Origin of the sequence: Methylotenera versatilis 301 (assembly GCF_000093025.1) — a bacterium.
In the GTDB taxonomy this organism is placed as follows: Bacteria; Pseudomonadota; Gammaproteobacteria; order Burkholderiales; family Methylophilaceae; genus Methylotenera; species Methylotenera versatilis.
Window position 1 is genome coordinate 2357659 of record NC_014207.1, and the last position, 16415, is coordinate 2374073.

General features: G+C 42.0%; 18 protein-coding genes. 9 read left to right on the forward strand and 9 right to left on the reverse strand.

Annotated elements, in window-relative coordinates; genetic code table 11:
• The first annotated feature begins 28 nt into the window (after window positions 1-28).
• From M301_RS10710 to M301_RS10725, 4 genes are all read left to right on the forward strand, one after another.
• Window positions 29-442 (forward strand): hypothetical protein, encoded by a 414-nt coding sequence (locus M301_RS10710; RefSeq protein ID WP_013148796.1) that lies wholly within the window; start codon window positions 29-31, stop codon window positions 440-442.
• Complete coding sequence (locus tag M301_RS14440; protein WP_013148797.1) at window positions 384-827, forward strand: helix-turn-helix domain-containing protein; 444 nt, start codon at window positions 384-386, stop codon at window positions 825-827. Before M301_RS10710 ends, M301_RS14440 begins: the two co-directional genes overlap by 59 nt.
• 1 nt (window position 828) lies before the next feature.
• Complete coding sequence (locus M301_RS14290; protein WP_013148798.1) at window positions 829-1257, forward strand: hypothetical protein; 429 nt, start codon at window positions 829-831, stop codon at window positions 1255-1257.
• Between the two features lie 389 nt (window positions 1258-1646).
• Window positions 1647-1856: a dodecin gene (locus tag M301_RS10725; protein ID WP_013148799.1), complete on the forward strand. Its 210-nt coding sequence runs from the start codon at window positions 1647-1649 to the stop codon at window positions 1854-1856.
• Window positions 1857-1962: 106 nt separating this feature from the next.
• Here M301_RS10725 and pqqA read toward each other — a convergent pair whose 3' ends face one another.
• The 4 genes from pqqA to M301_RS10735 all read right to left on the reverse strand — a co-directional run bounded on the left by pqqA (window position 1963) and on the right by M301_RS10735 (window position 4315).
• Window positions 1963-2034 (reverse strand): pyrroloquinoline quinone precursor peptide PqqA, encoded by a 72-nt coding sequence (gene pqqA, locus M301_RS14785; RefSeq protein WP_012777389.1) that lies wholly within the window; start codon window positions 2032-2034, stop codon window positions 1963-1965.
• Between the two features lie 116 nt (window positions 2035-2150).
• Window positions 2151-3710, reverse strand: coding sequence for a cryptochrome/photolyase family protein (locus M301_RS10730; protein WP_013148800.1), 1560 nt, complete (start codon window positions 3708-3710; stop codon window positions 2151-2153).
• Window positions 3707-3871 carry a DUF2256 domain-containing protein gene (locus tag M301_RS14840; protein ID WP_013148801.1) on the reverse strand — a complete coding sequence of 55 codons (165 nt, stop codon included), beginning with the start codon at window positions 3869-3871 and terminating at the stop codon, window positions 3707-3709. The genes M301_RS10730 and M301_RS14840 overlap by 4 nt, the downstream gene beginning before the upstream one ends.
• A gap of 15 nt (window positions 3872-3886) precedes the next feature.
• Window positions 3887-4315 carry a toxin-antitoxin system YwqK family antitoxin gene (locus tag M301_RS10735; protein WP_049769974.1) on the reverse strand — a complete coding sequence of 143 codons (429 nt, stop codon included), beginning with the start codon at window positions 4313-4315 and terminating at the stop codon, window positions 3887-3889.
• 213 nt (window positions 4316-4528) lie between these two features.
• Between M301_RS10735 and M301_RS10740 the strand changes: the two genes are divergently transcribed.
• Window positions 4529-4846, forward strand: coding sequence for an EF-hand domain-containing protein (locus M301_RS10740; RefSeq protein WP_013148803.1), 318 nt, complete (start codon window positions 4529-4531; stop codon window positions 4844-4846).
• 96 nt (window positions 4847-4942) lie between these two features.
• Entirely contained in the window at window positions 4943-5632 is a 690-nt protein-coding gene (locus M301_RS10745; protein ID WP_013148804.1) for an SDR family oxidoreductase, read from the forward strand.
• A 51-nt stretch (window positions 5633-5683) separates the two neighbouring features.
• Here M301_RS10745 and M301_RS10750 read toward each other — a convergent pair whose 3' ends face one another.
• Entirely contained in the window at window positions 5684-6808 is a 1125-nt protein-coding gene (locus M301_RS10750; RefSeq protein WP_013148805.1) for a GNAT family N-acetyltransferase, read from the reverse strand.
• A gap of 84 nt (window positions 6809-6892) precedes the next feature.
• A complete protein-coding gene (locus M301_RS10755; RefSeq protein WP_238524634.1) occupies window positions 6893-7486 on the reverse strand; it encodes an EF-hand domain-containing protein in 594 nt (197 codons plus the stop codon).
• A gap of 332 nt (window positions 7487-7818) precedes the next feature.
• Here M301_RS10755 and ompR point away from each other — a divergent pair, with 332 nt between their 5' ends.
• Both ompR and M301_RS10765 read left to right on the forward strand, forming a co-directional pair.
• The gene (ompR, locus tag M301_RS10760) at window positions 7819-8541 is read left to right on the forward strand and encodes an osmolarity response regulator transcription factor OmpR (protein ID WP_013148807.1); all 723 of its coding nucleotides are present in this window, start codon (window positions 7819-7821) and stop codon (window positions 8539-8541) included.
• Between the two features lie 117 nt (window positions 8542-8658).
• On the forward strand, window positions 8659-9972 hold the full coding sequence (locus M301_RS10765) for an ATP-binding protein (protein ID WP_013148808.1): 1314 nt from the start codon (window positions 8659-8661) through the stop codon (window positions 9970-9972).
• Window positions 9973-10007: 35 nt separating this feature from the next.
• Here M301_RS10765 and M301_RS10770 read toward each other — a convergent pair whose 3' ends face one another.
• The 3 genes from M301_RS10770 to M301_RS10780 form a co-directional block, all read right to left on the reverse strand.
• On the reverse strand, window positions 10008-12647 hold the full coding sequence (locus tag M301_RS10770; RefSeq protein WP_013148809.1) for an EAL domain-containing protein: 2640 nt from the start codon (window positions 12645-12647) through the stop codon (window positions 10008-10010).
• A gap of 121 nt (window positions 12648-12768) precedes the next feature.
• Window positions 12769-14160, reverse strand: a complete 1392-nt coding sequence (gene cysG, locus M301_RS10775; protein WP_013148810.1) for a siroheme synthase CysG — start codon at window positions 14158-14160, stop codon at window positions 12769-12771.
• A 75-nt stretch (window positions 14161-14235) separates the two neighbouring features.
• A complete protein-coding gene (locus M301_RS10780; protein WP_013148811.1) occupies window positions 14236-14823 on the reverse strand; it encodes an LURP-one-related family protein in 588 nt (195 codons plus the stop codon).
• Between the two features lie 207 nt (window positions 14824-15030).
• On the opposite strand from M301_RS10780, the gene miaB reads away from it, so the two are divergent.
• Window positions 15031-16401 (forward strand): tRNA (N6-isopentenyl adenosine(37)-C2)-methylthiotransferase MiaB, encoded by a 1371-nt coding sequence (gene miaB / locus M301_RS10785; protein ID WP_013148812.1) that lies wholly within the window; start codon window positions 15031-15033, stop codon window positions 16399-16401.
• The last annotated feature ends 14 nt before the right edge of the window (window positions 16402-16415 follow it).

Genomic DNA, 16415 nt, shown 5'->3' on the forward strand with positions numbered 1-16415 from the left:
ATTGAAAATATATAACTTATAAGTTATAATGTTTAACCTAAATATTTTACCTGATGTCAAAAAAGACATCCTTGCTATAAAAGTTAAGAGCAATACAGCCGCAATCAAGCTTGTGGCTTTTTTTGAACAGTTAAATAACAACCAAGAGTTTTTAGGCCACTTACTTGAACATAATCATGGTGAACCTGATAAAGATGCCTTTAATGTAAGTAAATGGCAAGCATATTGGAATCTAGGCTATAACTTATGGCGCTTAAAGTTATTTGATTTAGAAAATGTAGGATTAAGATACAGAGTTATTTACGCTTACGCTTTAGAAAAACGCATCCCAACTTTTTATATATTAGCGGTAGTACATAGAGACTTTGATTATGACCCAACCAATGAAATTACAAAACGACTTATTCAGACCTACATCAAGCTCGGAATCGGTAATCATTAATGACTCGATTGCTCGAGCTTCAACCGAGTCAATAGCAGCCATATATGTATTCAATGATTTTGTTGAAGTCAAAAAGCCAAAGAACGGCTTTGTATCTATGGATGATTTTTTAGCTGATTTAGAGAGCGATTCCGACTTCAGTGAATCATTGCCAGAGGGCCGCAAATGGGTTGCAGATTCATTTTATAAAGATAATAATTCTTTATCAAAATTAAGACTTGAAAGAGGATGGTCACAAAAGCAACTTGCTGAAAAGCTAAATACAAAGCAACCTTATATCGCAAGAATTGAAAACGGAATAGATGATATACAGCTATCCACCATCAAGAAGCTGGCAAAAGTATTCGGCCTTAGCATTGTCGAAATCATTGAGGCTGTTAGCTAGGATGGCTAGAACATTACAAACAATTTGGTGCGATGATGTAAGAGTTGAAGCAGGAAATAAAATTTCCTTAATGGGTGTTTACGGAGGGGAAATGCTCGTTCCAGCATTCCCATTTACCATTGAAAAATTATGTTTAAGCTGCAAATCAAGCACAGATATTAAAAAACCGTTTAAGCAACTTAAACTAGTTGTGTCAAAAGACAAAACCATTATGGCTGAAGTTGAGATGTCAGAAATGGAAAGTCAACAAGTAGCACCTGTGGAACATATCAAAAACGGTGCAAATATCATGTCCGTCCAATCGCTCATTATATTGCGACAAATAGTTATCGACAGCCCCGCCATATTCAGAGTAAAGTTAATTTCCGAGACTGGCGAGGTCAAAGGCCACGGCTTAAGAGTAGGACTTGCTCAGCAACCCTCAATCTAAGACTTTAAATAGTCTTACATTAAGTTTATGACGGTATATTTGACGGTATATTGAAATACAATCCCCGTAGTATGTAAGTCGAACAAGGCTTTCAGAAGGTTGTTATGGGGACTCTTTCCCACCAATTCAGACGCCCCTTTCGAGAGATTGGGGCGTTTTTTTATTTATGTTGGCTACACCGAGCTAGCATTAACGGTAGGGGCTTACACCCTGCTATATCTGTATAGAAAACAGCTAACTCTAGCCGTATAGCGGTTGAACAAACTTGACGCAGACACATTTTATAGTAGCGAAATAGGTTATATTAACTGTCCACCTAGCGATTATAAAATCTCTAAATTAATGATTCAAAGAATAGAACGCATTATTTTAAAAAACTGGAGAACATGATGTCACATCACACTTACAAAATTATTGAGTTAGTTGGATCTTCACCCATCGGTACGGACGATGCAATTAAAAGCGCCATTGCCAAAGCATCACTTACGGTTAAGCATTTGGAGTGGTTTGAAGTAGTTGAAACGCGCGGGCATATTGTTGATGGAGCAGTTGCTCACTTTCAAGTCACCCTTAAGGTGGGTTTTAGAATAGAAGATTAAACTTGGTTGCTTGTTTTAATGCCCATTAAAAAGCCCAGTGACTTCTCACTGGGCTTAATATTTTTAAATCAATTAACTGATTACTTATTCAGCTTATTTATTCAACTTACTTATTCATTACGTACATTGTAACTTCAAAGCCAAAACGCATTTCTGTAGCTGCTGGTGTTGTCCACATGATTATTATCCTTTTGATTTTGGCGACTCACAATGATTCGCTCTGTGTGTTGCATTATGGACGCTATCTCAAAACCTACCCTATGTACTTAGCGTAATTGTGCCTAGTGATTTTGCTTAAATGGCATTGATCTGCTGAAGTACATATTGAGCGCGCGCTTGCACTTCGGCCTTATCTGCCTCGCTGAATCGATCTACATTTTTAGTCATTAAGGTGGTGCGTGGGTTGCGGCTAAAGGTGTCGTAATGTTTAATTAAAAAATTCCAATAAAGTGTGGTGGTTGGACACGCGGTTTCGCCGGTTTTTAGCTCTGGCTTGTATTTACAATGGCTGCAATAGTTGCTCATACGCTTAATATACGCGCCACTGGCGATGTAGGGCTTACTGGTAAAGCGCCCCCCGTTAGCGTACAAGGCCATGCCAGCAACGTTGGGTAGTTCTACCCATTCAACAGCATCTACATACACAGCTAGATACCAAGCTTCCACTTCACGCGGATTTAACTCAGCCAGAATGCCAAACATACCGGTGACCATTAAGCGTTGAATATGGTGCGCATAGCCGTGCTGCATGGTGTCGTTTATAGTTTGTTTCATGCAATTCATGTGCGTATCGCCAGTCCAATACCAGCTTGGCAGTGTGCATGTATGCTTGTAATGATTGGCCTCGCCCATTTTTGGCATATCTAGCCAATATACGCCGCGTATAAACTCGCGCCAGCCTAAAATTTGCCGAATAAACCCCTCTACACTGGCTAAAGGTAATTGCTGTTGATGATAAGCCGCAACTGCTGCAGCGATAACTTCTCGCGGATTGAGTAGTTTTAAATTAAGAGAAGTAGACAGCAGAGAATGCCATAAATATGGGCTTTGACTACTATTAGCTGATTGCCACATCGCGTCTTGATGGTCACCAAAACCTGCCAGCTTGTTTTTGATAAAATCCTCTAAAAACTGAAGTGCAGCTGCGCGGGTGACAGGCCAAATAAAGTTTTTTAGCGACCCTGGGTGATTAGGGAAATATGTTTCTACAGTATCTATGACTGTTTGGGTAAGTCCATCAATACTTACTTGCGGTGCTGCAGGCACATTTTGCGGACCAGATTTACCAAAGGTTTTGCGATTTTCAGCATCATAATTCCACGCGCCGCCTACCGGCTCATCACCTTGCATTAGTAGATCATATTTTTGACGCATTTTGCGATAAAAAAACTCCATGCGTAATTGCTTATTCACTTTTGCCCAATGTATAAAGTCTGCTTTAGAACACATAAAATGTGTGTCATCACGCACCACTAACTCCGCGTTCATTTCCTTGCACAGCGCAATTAAATCTTGCTCTAGGCGATATTCACCAGGTTCACAAACAATCACTTTTTGCGGTTTTAATAAGGAGATTTGCTGTGCCCATGCGTCTTTAAGTGTTGCAAAACTGTGTTCATCTAATTTTAAATAACTGCCTTGCAAGCCGCTTGGATATTGGTGAACTAGCGCCGCATAGAAGTGGCGCATGGCAGATAAAAATAAGACGATTCGCGCTTTGTGGCTCCAAACCTGAGTTGCTTCATGGCTTACCTCTGCCATTACAATTGCATCTTGCGTAGAATCAAAATCCTCTAGCGCTGGGTTATCAAGATTTAATTGGTCGCCCAAAATTAGAACAAGGTGACGCGTCATACTTTAGCTTTCGATAACGTTCGACATTTGTCGGAGCAATATTTAATCTCATCCCAGTTTTTGGCCCAAGATTTTCGCCATGTCATGCTTAAGCCGCATTGAGCGCAAATTTTGCTAGGCAAACTACTTTTATTGCCCTTAAATGTGTTTTTAATTTTCAACTGACAATTGCTGATCTACTCAGCAACCACTTGGCCGTCTTTGTAACTGGTTGTTGATTTGATGCTGCCATCTTTAGCCCACGCGTATTCAACACCATCTTTTTTACCATGTATAAAATTAGCTTCTAGCCTTTTTTGTCCATTTTCATACCACTGCGTAAACATTCCATGTTCTTGCCCTGCTTGGTAATGCGCCTCTAGCTTTAGCTGACCATTTTCGTACCATTGATTCCAAACACCGTCTTCTTTATCGTCCACGTAGTTCGTTTGAATTTGTTTGCTACCATTTGGGTAGTAAAAAATCTCCAGCCCTTCTTTTTTGCCTTTTTTAATATTGACTTCGTATTTTGGTTTACCGTCAGCGAACTTCTCTACATGTTTTCCGGTAAAGTTTTCATCAAAAAAGGTTTGTGCACTGGCTATGCTACTTATGGCAAATAACATGATAGCGATTAAATTGACGCTTAATTTATACATAATTTAAATATCGAATGAATTGAACGTATAGGATACGAATGAGATTGAAATGTTCCTGCTAGCACTAAATTTAGCCATTTGTGTTGCTCTAATACAGTCAGTTTCTTCTACAATGAACGTCAACACAAATGGCTAGTCTACGTTATGTGTGACACAACACTTTTTTATAAAGGATATTGTATGAAAATTTTACAAATTTCAGTAGTGGCGGCTTTGGCGTTGGGCTTAACGCAAATGGCATACGCTAACCATGATGGTAAAGATGGCATGCACAGTGATCACATGCACGCCATGCAAGACGCTGATACCAATAAAGACGGCGTAATAAGCCATGATGAATTTACCGCAGCACATCAAAAAATGGCAGATGAGATGTTTGCTAAGATGGATACTAATAAAGACGGTAAAATCGACCAAGCCGAGCGTGATGCAATGAAAGAAAAAATGGGCAAGCATTGCAAAATGAAAGAACATAAAATGGAGGATATGGCTAAATAGCCTGATCCATAAAGCGTTTAAAAAGCCACAACTTAGATTGTGGCTTTTGTATTTTTAGGCGGATAATTTATCAATTATTTATTTGAGGATTTAGCAATGACTTACCAAGTATTAATTACTGGCGCCAATCGTGGCATTGGACTGGAATTCACTCAACAATATGCGCAAGATGGTTGGAACGTATTGGCGTGTTGCCGCGATCCTCAGCACGCTGGCGCCTTGCAGGCTTTGGCGAAAGTGCATGCCAACATTCGTATATTGCATTTAGATGTAGCAGATTTTGCACAAATTGATGCGCTGGCTTTGCAATTAAAAAATGAAAAAGTTGATGTGTTAATCAATAACGCAGGCGTTTATCCTGAAAGTAGTTTGGGTGATGCGGATACCAACGATTGGCTAGACGCGTTTAAAATCAACAGCATTGCACCGCTAAAAATGGCCACAGCTTTTACTGCACATATTGCCAATAGTGAGCTTAAAAAAATTGCGACACTTTCTAGCAAAATGGGCAGCATGAGCGACAATACCAGCGGCGGAAGTTACATTTATCGCAGTACAAAAACGGCTGTGAATATGGTCATGAAAAGCCTTTCGATAGACGTACAAGCTGCAGGCATTGCCGTAGTAACGTTACACCCAGGCTGGGTACAAACAGACATGGGCGGCAGTAATGCATTGATAGATACCAAAACCAGCGTGGCAGGCTTGCGTAAGGTGATTGAGGAGTTGAACTTGAGTAATACTGGAAAATTTATTGCTTATGATGGCAAAGAGATTGCTTGGTAACGCATTTGATTGTCATTTTAATGCAGCGAAGAATGGTGATACTGGCTAAGTCTATTGCGCTTTAAACGGCGCGCGCTCCTCTAGCTCGTTGGTATAAGCGGCAATACCTTGTGACTCTTGTGTGACAAACGTTTGAATAGCATGCGCAAAATCAGGGTGCGCAATTTTGTGAAAGGAGCAAGTTGGGCGTGGCTTAAAACCACGAGCCAGCTTGTGTTCACCTTGCGCGCCTCCTTCAAAATACTGAATCTTTTCTGCAATACAAAACTCTTGAGCCTGATAATAACATAGCTCAAAATGCAAATTAGGTACATATCTCAACCCGCCCCAATAGCGGCCATACAAGGTAGTTTGATGGTAAATATTCAGCGCAGCGGCTATTGGCTTACCCTCTAAATAGGCCAATACCAGCAAAATATTCTGCGGCATACTACGGCCAATTTGCTGAAAAAATGCAGGCGTTAAATAAGGTGTTGAGTGATGCTCAAGGTAGGTATTTTCATAGCATTCGTAGAAAAAACTCCACTCCTCTGGCGTAATATCGGCACCTTTAATGCGCTTGCAAACCACTCCGGAAGCGTTAACTTTTTTACGCTCTTGATGAATCTTCTTGCGCTTATCGTGACTGAGAGTACGTAAGAAATCTTCAAAATCCGTAAAGTTATCGTTTTGCCACCTAAATTGCACACCGTTACGCTGCAACCAACCGGCCTTTTCAAACGCAGCTGCAGAAGCATCATCAGGGAAAAGCACATGCGCAGACGACAACTGATGTTTGTGCATGGTTTCAGTGAGCGCTTCCACCATCAACACTTGTGTTTGCGGGTTATTTGCAATCAACCTCTGGCCAGTGATGGGCGTAAACGGAATCGCTGAAACTAATTTAGGGTAATAATTTAGTCCATTGCGCTGATAAGCCTCAGCCCACGCCCAGTCAAATACGTATTCGCCGTAAGAGTGGCTTTTTATGTATAGCGGCATTGCGCCGACTAATTTACCATCGTCATGCACTAGCATTGGGTAAGGCTGCCAACCTGTGCCTTTACCAACTGAGCCGGAACTTTCCAGAGCACTCAAAAATGCATGGCTGAGTAGCGGCATATCGCCCACTAAGGCATCCCAACTTTGGGCATCAATTTGCTGAATGCTGTCAGTGATTTCTAGAATCAAGCTCATCAGTCGCTAATATTAATCTGTAAAGAAAATGGTAAAGCGGCTAGGGGAAATAACGCTGAATACAGCGTAATGATAGCTTGATAGCTAATAAGTGCGCTTTTTGGAATTATTAGAAGCTTGTTTGCTTTTAGATTTGGCGGCTATTGAGGCGTCTGTTGCCTGTAATTTTTGCGCCTCTATTGTAGCTTCTGCAGCACTTCTACGTTCAGCTGCGCGAGATTGCGCGTCCTGCAGTTCTTCTAATGAAATAACACCGTCTTGATTCGTATCCACTTGACTAAAAAGCCTTGCGATCTGCGGTAGCTTTTCTGTAGCTTCTTGCCTATCTATAGTGCCGTCATTATCATTGTCAGCATCTAAAAAACGCTCTTTTAGGCTCTCTTGCATAGCACGACGACGCTCTTCAATTCGGTCATGATCTTGGTCTACTGATTTGGCATAATCATCTAATGCCTTACGAATTTTTTCGCGATTTTCTGGGCTAAAATTAAGATTGAGCGTTTGTCGCATGCCATCACCTGCGGCCTCTTCACCAGGGACGGGTTTTTCAACACTACCTGCTGCAATGAAGTTGGTTTTTCCCGCAGCACTCACATTAAACGACATTCCAAAGCCCATACACATCGCGATGCATGTGTATTTAACTGTTAAAATACGTTTTGAAGTGAGTTTAATCAATGCTCTAACTTTATAATAAATAAGTTGAAAAACAAATTAGCTTAACTTAACCGCATCATAATGAAGTACGATTGTTAACTGATTGTTTCATTGAACATTGAAATTGTAATTAATTGTAACGATAAAAAAGTGGTCATTTATAGCCCCTAAAGCTAAGTTGAGTTTGCCTGATTTAATTTATGGCGTTATTTTAAATTCACTCAATTTAGCTTACACTTTGTAATGGTTTAATATTCTGATTTTTGACAAAGTAACATTAAACTTAGTTTCATCATATTTGCATTAAAAGTCAATTTCAATTAACTGAATAACAAGACGCGAGCTAAATAACTATGGTTGATCAAAATAAAAAAATATTAGTAGTTGATGATGATGTGCGCTTACGTGAGTTATTGCAGCGCTACCTGACGGAGCAAGGTTTTACAGTGAAAGTGGCTTCTGATGCTAAAGAGATGGATGTCGTTTTAGCGGCTGAACCTGTAGATCTGTTAGTGCTAGATTTAATGCTACCTGGTGAAGACGGCTTGTCTATTTGTCGTAGAGTGCGTGGATCTGGCACTTTGTTACCCATTGTGATGCTGACAGCACGCGGTGATGAAGTTGATAGAATTATTGGCTTAGAAATGGGTGCTGATGATTATTTACCGAAACCATTTAATCCGCGTGAATTGCTCGCCAGAATTAACGCAGTGATGCGCAGACATGAGCGCTTACAACCAAGTGCACCTGCCGCGAATACCGACAGCGTGACAATTGGCGAATTTATATTTAATGCGTCTACCCGCTCACTGAGCAAAGACGGTGCTTCTGTCACTATTACCAGCGGCGAGTTTGCCTTGCTGAAAGTATTTGTGGACCATCCCCGTCAGCCGCTATCTCGCGATAGACTGATGCAACTTGCACGTGGACGTGAACTAGATGTATTTGACCGCAGCATTGATGTGCAAGTATCACGTTTACGCAAGCTGATTGAACCTGATGCCGCGCACCCACGCTACTTACAAACTATGTGGGGGTTCGGTTATGTGTTTATTCCTGATGGCGAAGTTGACTAAGGCCAAGATTGATTAGCAAAAGTTAATTAAATAGCGAGGGCGATTAGTTGCGTCTGAATTATTCATAAATACTTTTGTCTTTCAAAACATGACTAAACCAATTACAGAACACTCAGTTTGAAATTCACTTTTCTACCTAAAACATTGCTCGCACGAGGCATGTTGCTCATTGCTTTTTTACTAGCCATTGGGCAAATTGCTTCATTGCAAATCTTTGAGTATTTTGAACGCGAACCTCGCGCAGAGGCCACAGCCTTGCAAGCGGTTACCGTAGTGAACTACACCCGTGCATCGCTGATTGCCTCACAAGACAATCTGCGCTTAGCTTTGCTTTCTGAACTCACAGGTAAAGAGGGCGTGCGCGTTTATTACGCCGATTTTATGGAGGACATTGAACCTCTACCTCCTGACCCATTTATCAATATGGTGGCTGAAAAGATTAAGGAAAGACTAGGCGTAGAAACGATTATTACCGTCAACCACTATGGCGTTCAGGGACTTTGGGTGAGCTTTAATATCGGGCAAGATGATTTTTGGGTAGTCATTCCTAAACTGCATGTTGAGCGTCGCTTTCCATGGCAGTGGTTAGGTTGGGGGGCATTGATATTGCTGCTCTCACTAGCAGGTGGCTACTTTATTGCCTTGCGGATTAATCGACCCATGCACCTATTAATGAATGCTGCTAATAGACTACGTAAAGGCGAACAACCTGAAAAATTGCCTGAAGGCAGCTTTGCTGAGTTACGTGAAGTGAATGAAACTTTTAATAAAATGGCAGATTCTTTAGCTGAGCTTGATGCAGAAAGAACCTTGATCCTTGCAGGTGTTTCACATGACATTCGTACGCCACTAGCAAGGTTGCGTTTATCCGTCGAAATGTTACCCGACGAGGGTTGCGGCAGCCTAAAAAACGGCATGATACAAGACATTGCCGACATGGATAACATCATTCATCAGTTTCTAGATTTTGTGAAAGGTGTCGAAGGCGAGCCCACACAAATGATAGACATCAACACCTTATTACAAGCTGTGCATGACAGACAACTCCGCGCTGGGCGTGACTTAGTAGTGCAGTTAGCGCCCACTTACTTCATTCCCATCAAGCCATTAGCCATGCAACGCTTGTTGGACAATTTAGTAGGGAATGCTTATGCCTATGGCAAAGGGCAAGCACGCATAGCAGGCAAAGTCACGGCTGAACATATTGTGATAAGTGTGTTTGATAACGGCCCTGGGATTCCTGAAAGCCACTTACAAAAGCTACTACGCCCATTTGAAAGACTAGATACCGCACGTAGCAATGCAGGTGGTAGCGGCTTAGGTTTAGCGATTGCGGACCGCATTGCCAAATTACATCATGGCAAACTAGAGTTAATTAACCGCCCAGAAGGTGGTTTAGAAGCAAGACTAAGTATTCCAATTAAAAGCTAATAACTCGCGCGTTATTGTTATTGTTATTGTTATTGTTATTTTAACTTTAATAAACTACCAAACTGCTCAATAGGCATAGGCTTGCCAAACAAGTATCCTTGAAAGTGTTGACATCCTTTACTTAGCAGAAGCTCTTTCTGTGCTTCAGTTTCAACGCCTTCGGCAATCACTTCAAAACCTAAGTTCTTCGCCATGGCAATAATTGTACCGACGATAGATCTATCATTGCTATCCTCAACAATATCACGAACAAATGATTGGTCGATTTTGAGCTGGTTCAATGGCAACATTTTTAAATACTGTAAAGATGAATACCCTGTACCAAAATCATCTAACGAGAACTGCACGCCTATAGATTCTAAAGCAACCATAGAAATGACGATGTTATCGACATGCTCTAGCAAGATGCTTTCGGTTAGCTCCAATTTCAGATGTTGCGGCTTAACATTGTATCGACTCAGCTTAGCTTGAACTTGCCGCACAAAATCTGCTTGGCTAAACTGCTTGGCGCTAACATTCACTGATAACGTCAGGTTTTTTGTCGATTTTTCCTTTTGCCAAACCTCAAGCTGAGCACAAGCCGTATCGAGAACCCATTCTCCAATAGGTAAAATCAAACCCGTTTCTTCCGCAAGTGGGATAAAGTCTAATGGAGAAATCATGCCACGCTCAGGATGTATCCAGCGAATTAAAACCTCTGCCCCAAATGGACGTGCCAATTGATCGACTTGCACTTGGTAATACAATTGAAACTGCTTACTTTCAAGAGCTCTCCGAAGCTCTATTTCCAACGTGGCTCGAATATTAAAAGCCTCTTGCATTTTTGGGTCAAAGAAGCGTAACGTATTGCGCCCAGCCTTCTTAGCCTGATACATAGAAATATCAGCCTGTTTTAGAAGGTCCGCTATCATCAACTGGTGTCCTTCAAACATAGTTACACCAATACTAGACGTAGTGTGATAATGATTTGAACCAAGTACGTATGGCTGATTAAGTGCAACTAAAATTTTATCACCCAACACTTCTGCAGAAGTGGCTGCATCTAATGCATTATCACTAAGGTCTTCTAATAAAATAACAAACTCATCGCCACCAAGGCGGGCGACAGTATCACCTTCACGTACATTTAAATTAAGGCGCTCTGCAACCTGCTGAAGTAACAAATCACCTATATCATGCCCTAGCGTATCATTCAGCGTCTTAAAGTTATCTAAGTCTATCAGTAGCAACGCGCCAATTTGAGAGGTACGCGCACTAGAGGCTATCGCTTGCTTGAGCCTATCATTGAAAAGTTGTCGGTTAGGTAGCTGAGTGAGTAAGTCATGAAAAGCAATATGAAGTATTTTATCAGCAGCAGCCTTTCGCTCAGTAATGTCGACATGAGAGCCTACATAATGGGTAACAACACCATCTTTGCTTTTAACGACAGAGATCGAAAGCAAATTAGAAAGCAACTGACCATTTTTATGACGATTTAAAATTTCACCTTGCCATGAGCCAGTCGTATTAACCTCATGCCATATATGCTCATAAAAATCAGCATCTTGTGAGCCGGACCTCAGTAACTTAGCAGTTTTACCTACCGCCTCTTCTGCGGTGTATCCGAAAATATCGGTAAACGCTTTATTCACTCTGAGTATATTGAGTGAAGCATCCGTAATCATTACTGAATTTTGAGACTCAAATGCTACTGCCGCAATCTGTAAGTTAATCTCAGCCTGCTTACGCTCAGTAATATCACGTGAGATACCAAATAGACCAATCACATTCCCCGCCGCATCAAACATTGGCCCTTTGGTCACATCAAAAACCATAGATTTACCACCAAACGAGACTACACTCTCCTCGTGACTTTGCGTACGTCTGCTGTCCATAACCTTTTGATCTTGCAGCATCACGGCTTTAGCTGAGCTTTCTGGAAAAAGGAAGTAATCGTCTTTTCCTAGTATTTCGGCCATGGGCATGCCAGCAAAATTGGCCGCTGCCTGATTCACAATGAGGTAGCGCCCTATCTTATCTTTAACGAAAACCGCATCTGCTGTGCCAGATACCGCGACATTGAGCAACTTGAGATTATTTTCCGCCCTCGCCCTCATACGCATTAACATTTCACTAAATATACTCAATATCAGCCCACTAAAAATCAGTGTGCTCCATTGAATCAAGTCGTATTTATCTGAAATTTCAAAGCTATGTAAGGGCTGAATCACTAAGTAGTCGGTGCCAATTGAAGCTAAAAAGGTAGCCAGTAAACCTGGGCCCAAGCCTCCAAGTAATGCACTTAATAGAATTGGCAGCATGAACAAGATCATGAGCGGTCGGTGATCCGCATTCAGTCCCATATGCATGCGTACAAACAGCATCAGCAAAGTTACAATAATAGCAAATACGTAAGTGAGCCAAGCGGATCTGCGTTCAAACAAAACACCTGAGAATACGACGTCTTGCAGGCGTAGATTGCTTGCATCATTTGATAAAGGCATTGCGCGTAGAGCAAAGAAAAAACCTAAGGCTGAAGCGAATACAAAGAAGACGCCTTTTGCTGTTGACAGCCAGACGATAGAGTTAATGTCGGTAAAAATTGATAAGAGCTGATCCGATAGAAATATCCATAGCAACGCCAGCACGAAGTAGCTAATTGTAACGAGCAGAATGTACCTATTACGAAGTAACATTATTGTCATGCCGACCGAATATTAAGACGTAAATACTAACAGTAAATATAGGTGATGCAAATTACCAGCTAAGGGGAATAAACCCTTCAAACTTTCAATTCATATTGTGGTTGGCACCTAGTTAATTAGCGCCTGGTTCAAACCAATTCAAACGCTCACGCAAGTGAACGACTTCGCCGATAATTGTCAGACATGGCGCTTTTATTTGCGCCTCTTTAACTTTCGCAGCTAAATCTTTAAGCGTTGCCACAACCACGCGCTGCTTTTGTGTGGTGCCTTGCTGAACCACTGCGGCAGGCATATCTGGCGATACACCATGGGCAATGAGTTGCTCGCAAATCTTTTCCATTCCAACCAAGCCCATATAAATCACAACGGTTTGGCGAGGGCGCGACATCGCTACCCAATCAAGGTCTACATTCCCTTCTTTTAAATGGCCTGTAATGAACAGACAAGCCTGCGCATAATCTCGATGTGTAAGTGGGATACCAGCATAGCTAGAAACACCATTTGCTGCGGTAATACCTGGCACCACCTGAAATGGTACGCCGCGTTGCATCAAGGTTTCAATTTCTTCGCCACCTCGCCCGAAAATAAACGGGTCGCCGCCCTTTAAGCGTAGTACGCGTTTACCTTCTAGTGCTAGTCTAGCCAATAACTCGTTAATTTCTTCTTGTGGAAGTGTATGCTGATCGCGAGACTTACCTACGTAAATCAGCTCTGCATCCCGACGTACCAACTCCATCACTTCTGGGCTGACTAATTTATCGTAGACACAAACATCACATTGCTGCATAAGTCGCAAAGCTCTAAATGTGAGCAGATCTGGGTCGCCTGGACCGCCACCCACCAAATAGACTTCTCCATGATGCTTAGGATCTGCTTTATCAGACAACACATCATCTAACGCTCTTCTTGCCGCCTCATCTTGCCCAGACAAAATACGCTCTACAATCGGTCCTTGCAGCACACCCTCCCAAAAAATGCGGCGTTGCTGCGTAGTGGTAAACTTTGCTTTGACTTTATCTCTGAATTCACCAGCAATTTCAGCGATACGGCCATAACTTGCAGGCAACATGGTTTCAATTTTTGTACGTATATAACGCGCTAATACTGGAGCATTCCCTTCACTTGAAATGGCAATGACGATAGGTGAGCGTTCAACGATGGATGCCATCGTGAAAGTGCACAAAGCAGGTGAGTCAACCACATTCACTGGGATATTAAGCGCCTTTGCGGCAAGCGAAACAGCCGTATTCACGGCCTCATCATCCGTGGCTGCAATCACCAAGCATGCCCCTTCAAGTTGGCTTGGCTGAAAGTTGGCATTGATATGAGTGATTTTTTCTGCACTAGCTAAATCACTTAGCTCATGGCATAGTTCAGGCGAATATAGCTCCACAGCCGCATTCGCTTTAAGTAACATCGTGACTTTACGCGCAGCCACATCGCCACCGCCGATGACCACACAGCGGCGGTTAGTAATATTAATAAAAATGGGAAGTGCTTGCATGCCTAGCCTTTAATGCCTTGATTAACTGAATACGCTACTTAATACATTACGAATTAATGAGTGACGATGAGTCACCTACTCTTTTAACACCATATCGATACATAACACTGCTGCCATAATCAGCACACGCGCCGTATCATTAGCGGCAACGCTGTTATCAATTGTCAGCATATAATTATCTGCACTGGTAAACAGCTCTTTACCCAAACCAGCCCATTTTTTTGAAACGTTAGCGAGCTCTTTTTCGCCTTTCATAAATCTAAAATCCCAGCTAGTCCATTTGCCTTGTAATGTACAAATCACCGTCCCTTGGGCATCTAGCACATCAAACTTACCGCCAATCGAAAAGAACTTGCGGCTGAATGTACCAGCTAATTTACCTAACTCATCAAACACTTCTACTCTTGAATCGAATATAGAAAAACCACGCTTCACGCTTAGAATATTTTGACCTTCTGGCGTACGCACTTCTACATCAAAGGGCGTCATACGCTTGTAATCGGTAAAGCGAAAAATCTTGGTAAAAATGCCAAGATTAGGTTCACGGCATTCTATTATTTTTTGATTAGTGCTAGGGTCATAAATATCGTAATTGTTAGCGGCTTTAAACATACCCACTTGTTCTTTAACAAAAAATAGATTGTTACGAAGCACTGCGTGCATAGACGACCCTTGATATAATTTTAGATGAGTTAGATAAAAACGTAATTTTAATGGATTAAGAAGTTAGCGCATACTTAAATCGTCAGCAGCACATTGATTAGGCTTTTTATAAGACCAAGGTAATTAGTACTAGGTGTAGCAAAATGCGTTAAAATTATGCTTTACAAACGCACGCGGCTGTTGAAAAGCAGCCACAAAAAAACAGCCTTGAAAACCACTGAAAAAAAACTAGACATCCTTACGCCCATTAGCAACTCACCTAAAAAAGTGTTCATTAAAACTTTTGGCTGCCAAATGAACGAGTACGACTCATCGCGCATGGCTGATATGCTTAATGCGACCGACGGCATGGTAGAAACACTCACGCCTGAAGATGCTGATGTGATTCTGCTCAACACCTGCTCCGTGCGTGAAAAAGCTGAAGATAAAGTATTTAGCCATCTTGGACGTTTTATCCCACTCAAAAAAGCTAATCCTAATTTAGTGATTGGCGTGGGCGGCTGTGTGGCGAGTCAAGAAGGCGATAACATCATTAAACGTGCACCTTATGTTGACGTAGTATTTGGTCCACAAACTTTGCATCGCCTGCCTGACATGATTAAAAGTAGTCAATCTAGCGGTGTTTCTCAGGTAGATATTAGCTTCCCTGAAATTGAGAAATTTGACCATTTACCGCCACCTCGCATCGAAGGCGCCAGTGCTTTTCTTAGCATTATGGAAGGCTGCAGTAAATATTGCAGCTTCTGCGTAGTCCCTTACACGCGTGGCGAAGAGGTCTCGCGTCCGTTTGAAGCTATTTTGACTGAAGCCGCACAACTGGCTGAACAAGGCGTGAAAGAAATTACCCTGCTCGGACAAAACGTGAATGCCTACCGCGCCCAATATAATGACTTAGAAGCTGATTTGGCGATGTTGATTGAATACATCGCCGAAATTCCGCAGGTGGAACGCATACGCTTTACCACTAGCCACCCAAATGAAATGAGTCAGCGATTGATCGATTGCTTCGCTAACATTCCAAAACTAGCGGTGCAATTACATTTACCTGTACAAGCTGGCAGTGACCGCGTGTTGATGGCGATGAAGCGCAACTACACAGCGCTACAATTTAAATCCACTATACGCAAACTGCGCGTGGCAAACCCGAACCTTACTTTCACTTCCGACTTTATCATTGGCTTTCCAGGTGAATCAGAAGCGGAATTTGAAGCTACGGCAAAACTCATGCAAGACGTAGGTTTTGATTACAGCTTTAGTTTCTTATACAGCCCACGCCCAGGTACACCAGCCTCTTACCTCGCTGACGAAACTTCACAAGAAGTAAAATTAGCGCGATTAACAAAGCTGCAAGCGATTAACGAAGAGTTAGGTAAAAGCATCAGCACGCAAATGTTGGGCACCATTCAACGCGTACTGATTGAAAGCGCCTCATGGAAAAACGCCAATGAGCTAGCAGGCAAAACCGACAATAATCGTATTGTCGACATTGCAGGAGATAAGAGCCTGATACACACATTCGTGAACGTACGTATTACCAATGTGAGCAATCCTAAACGCTTACGCGGCGAAATTGTTTAATTATTGAAATTAGA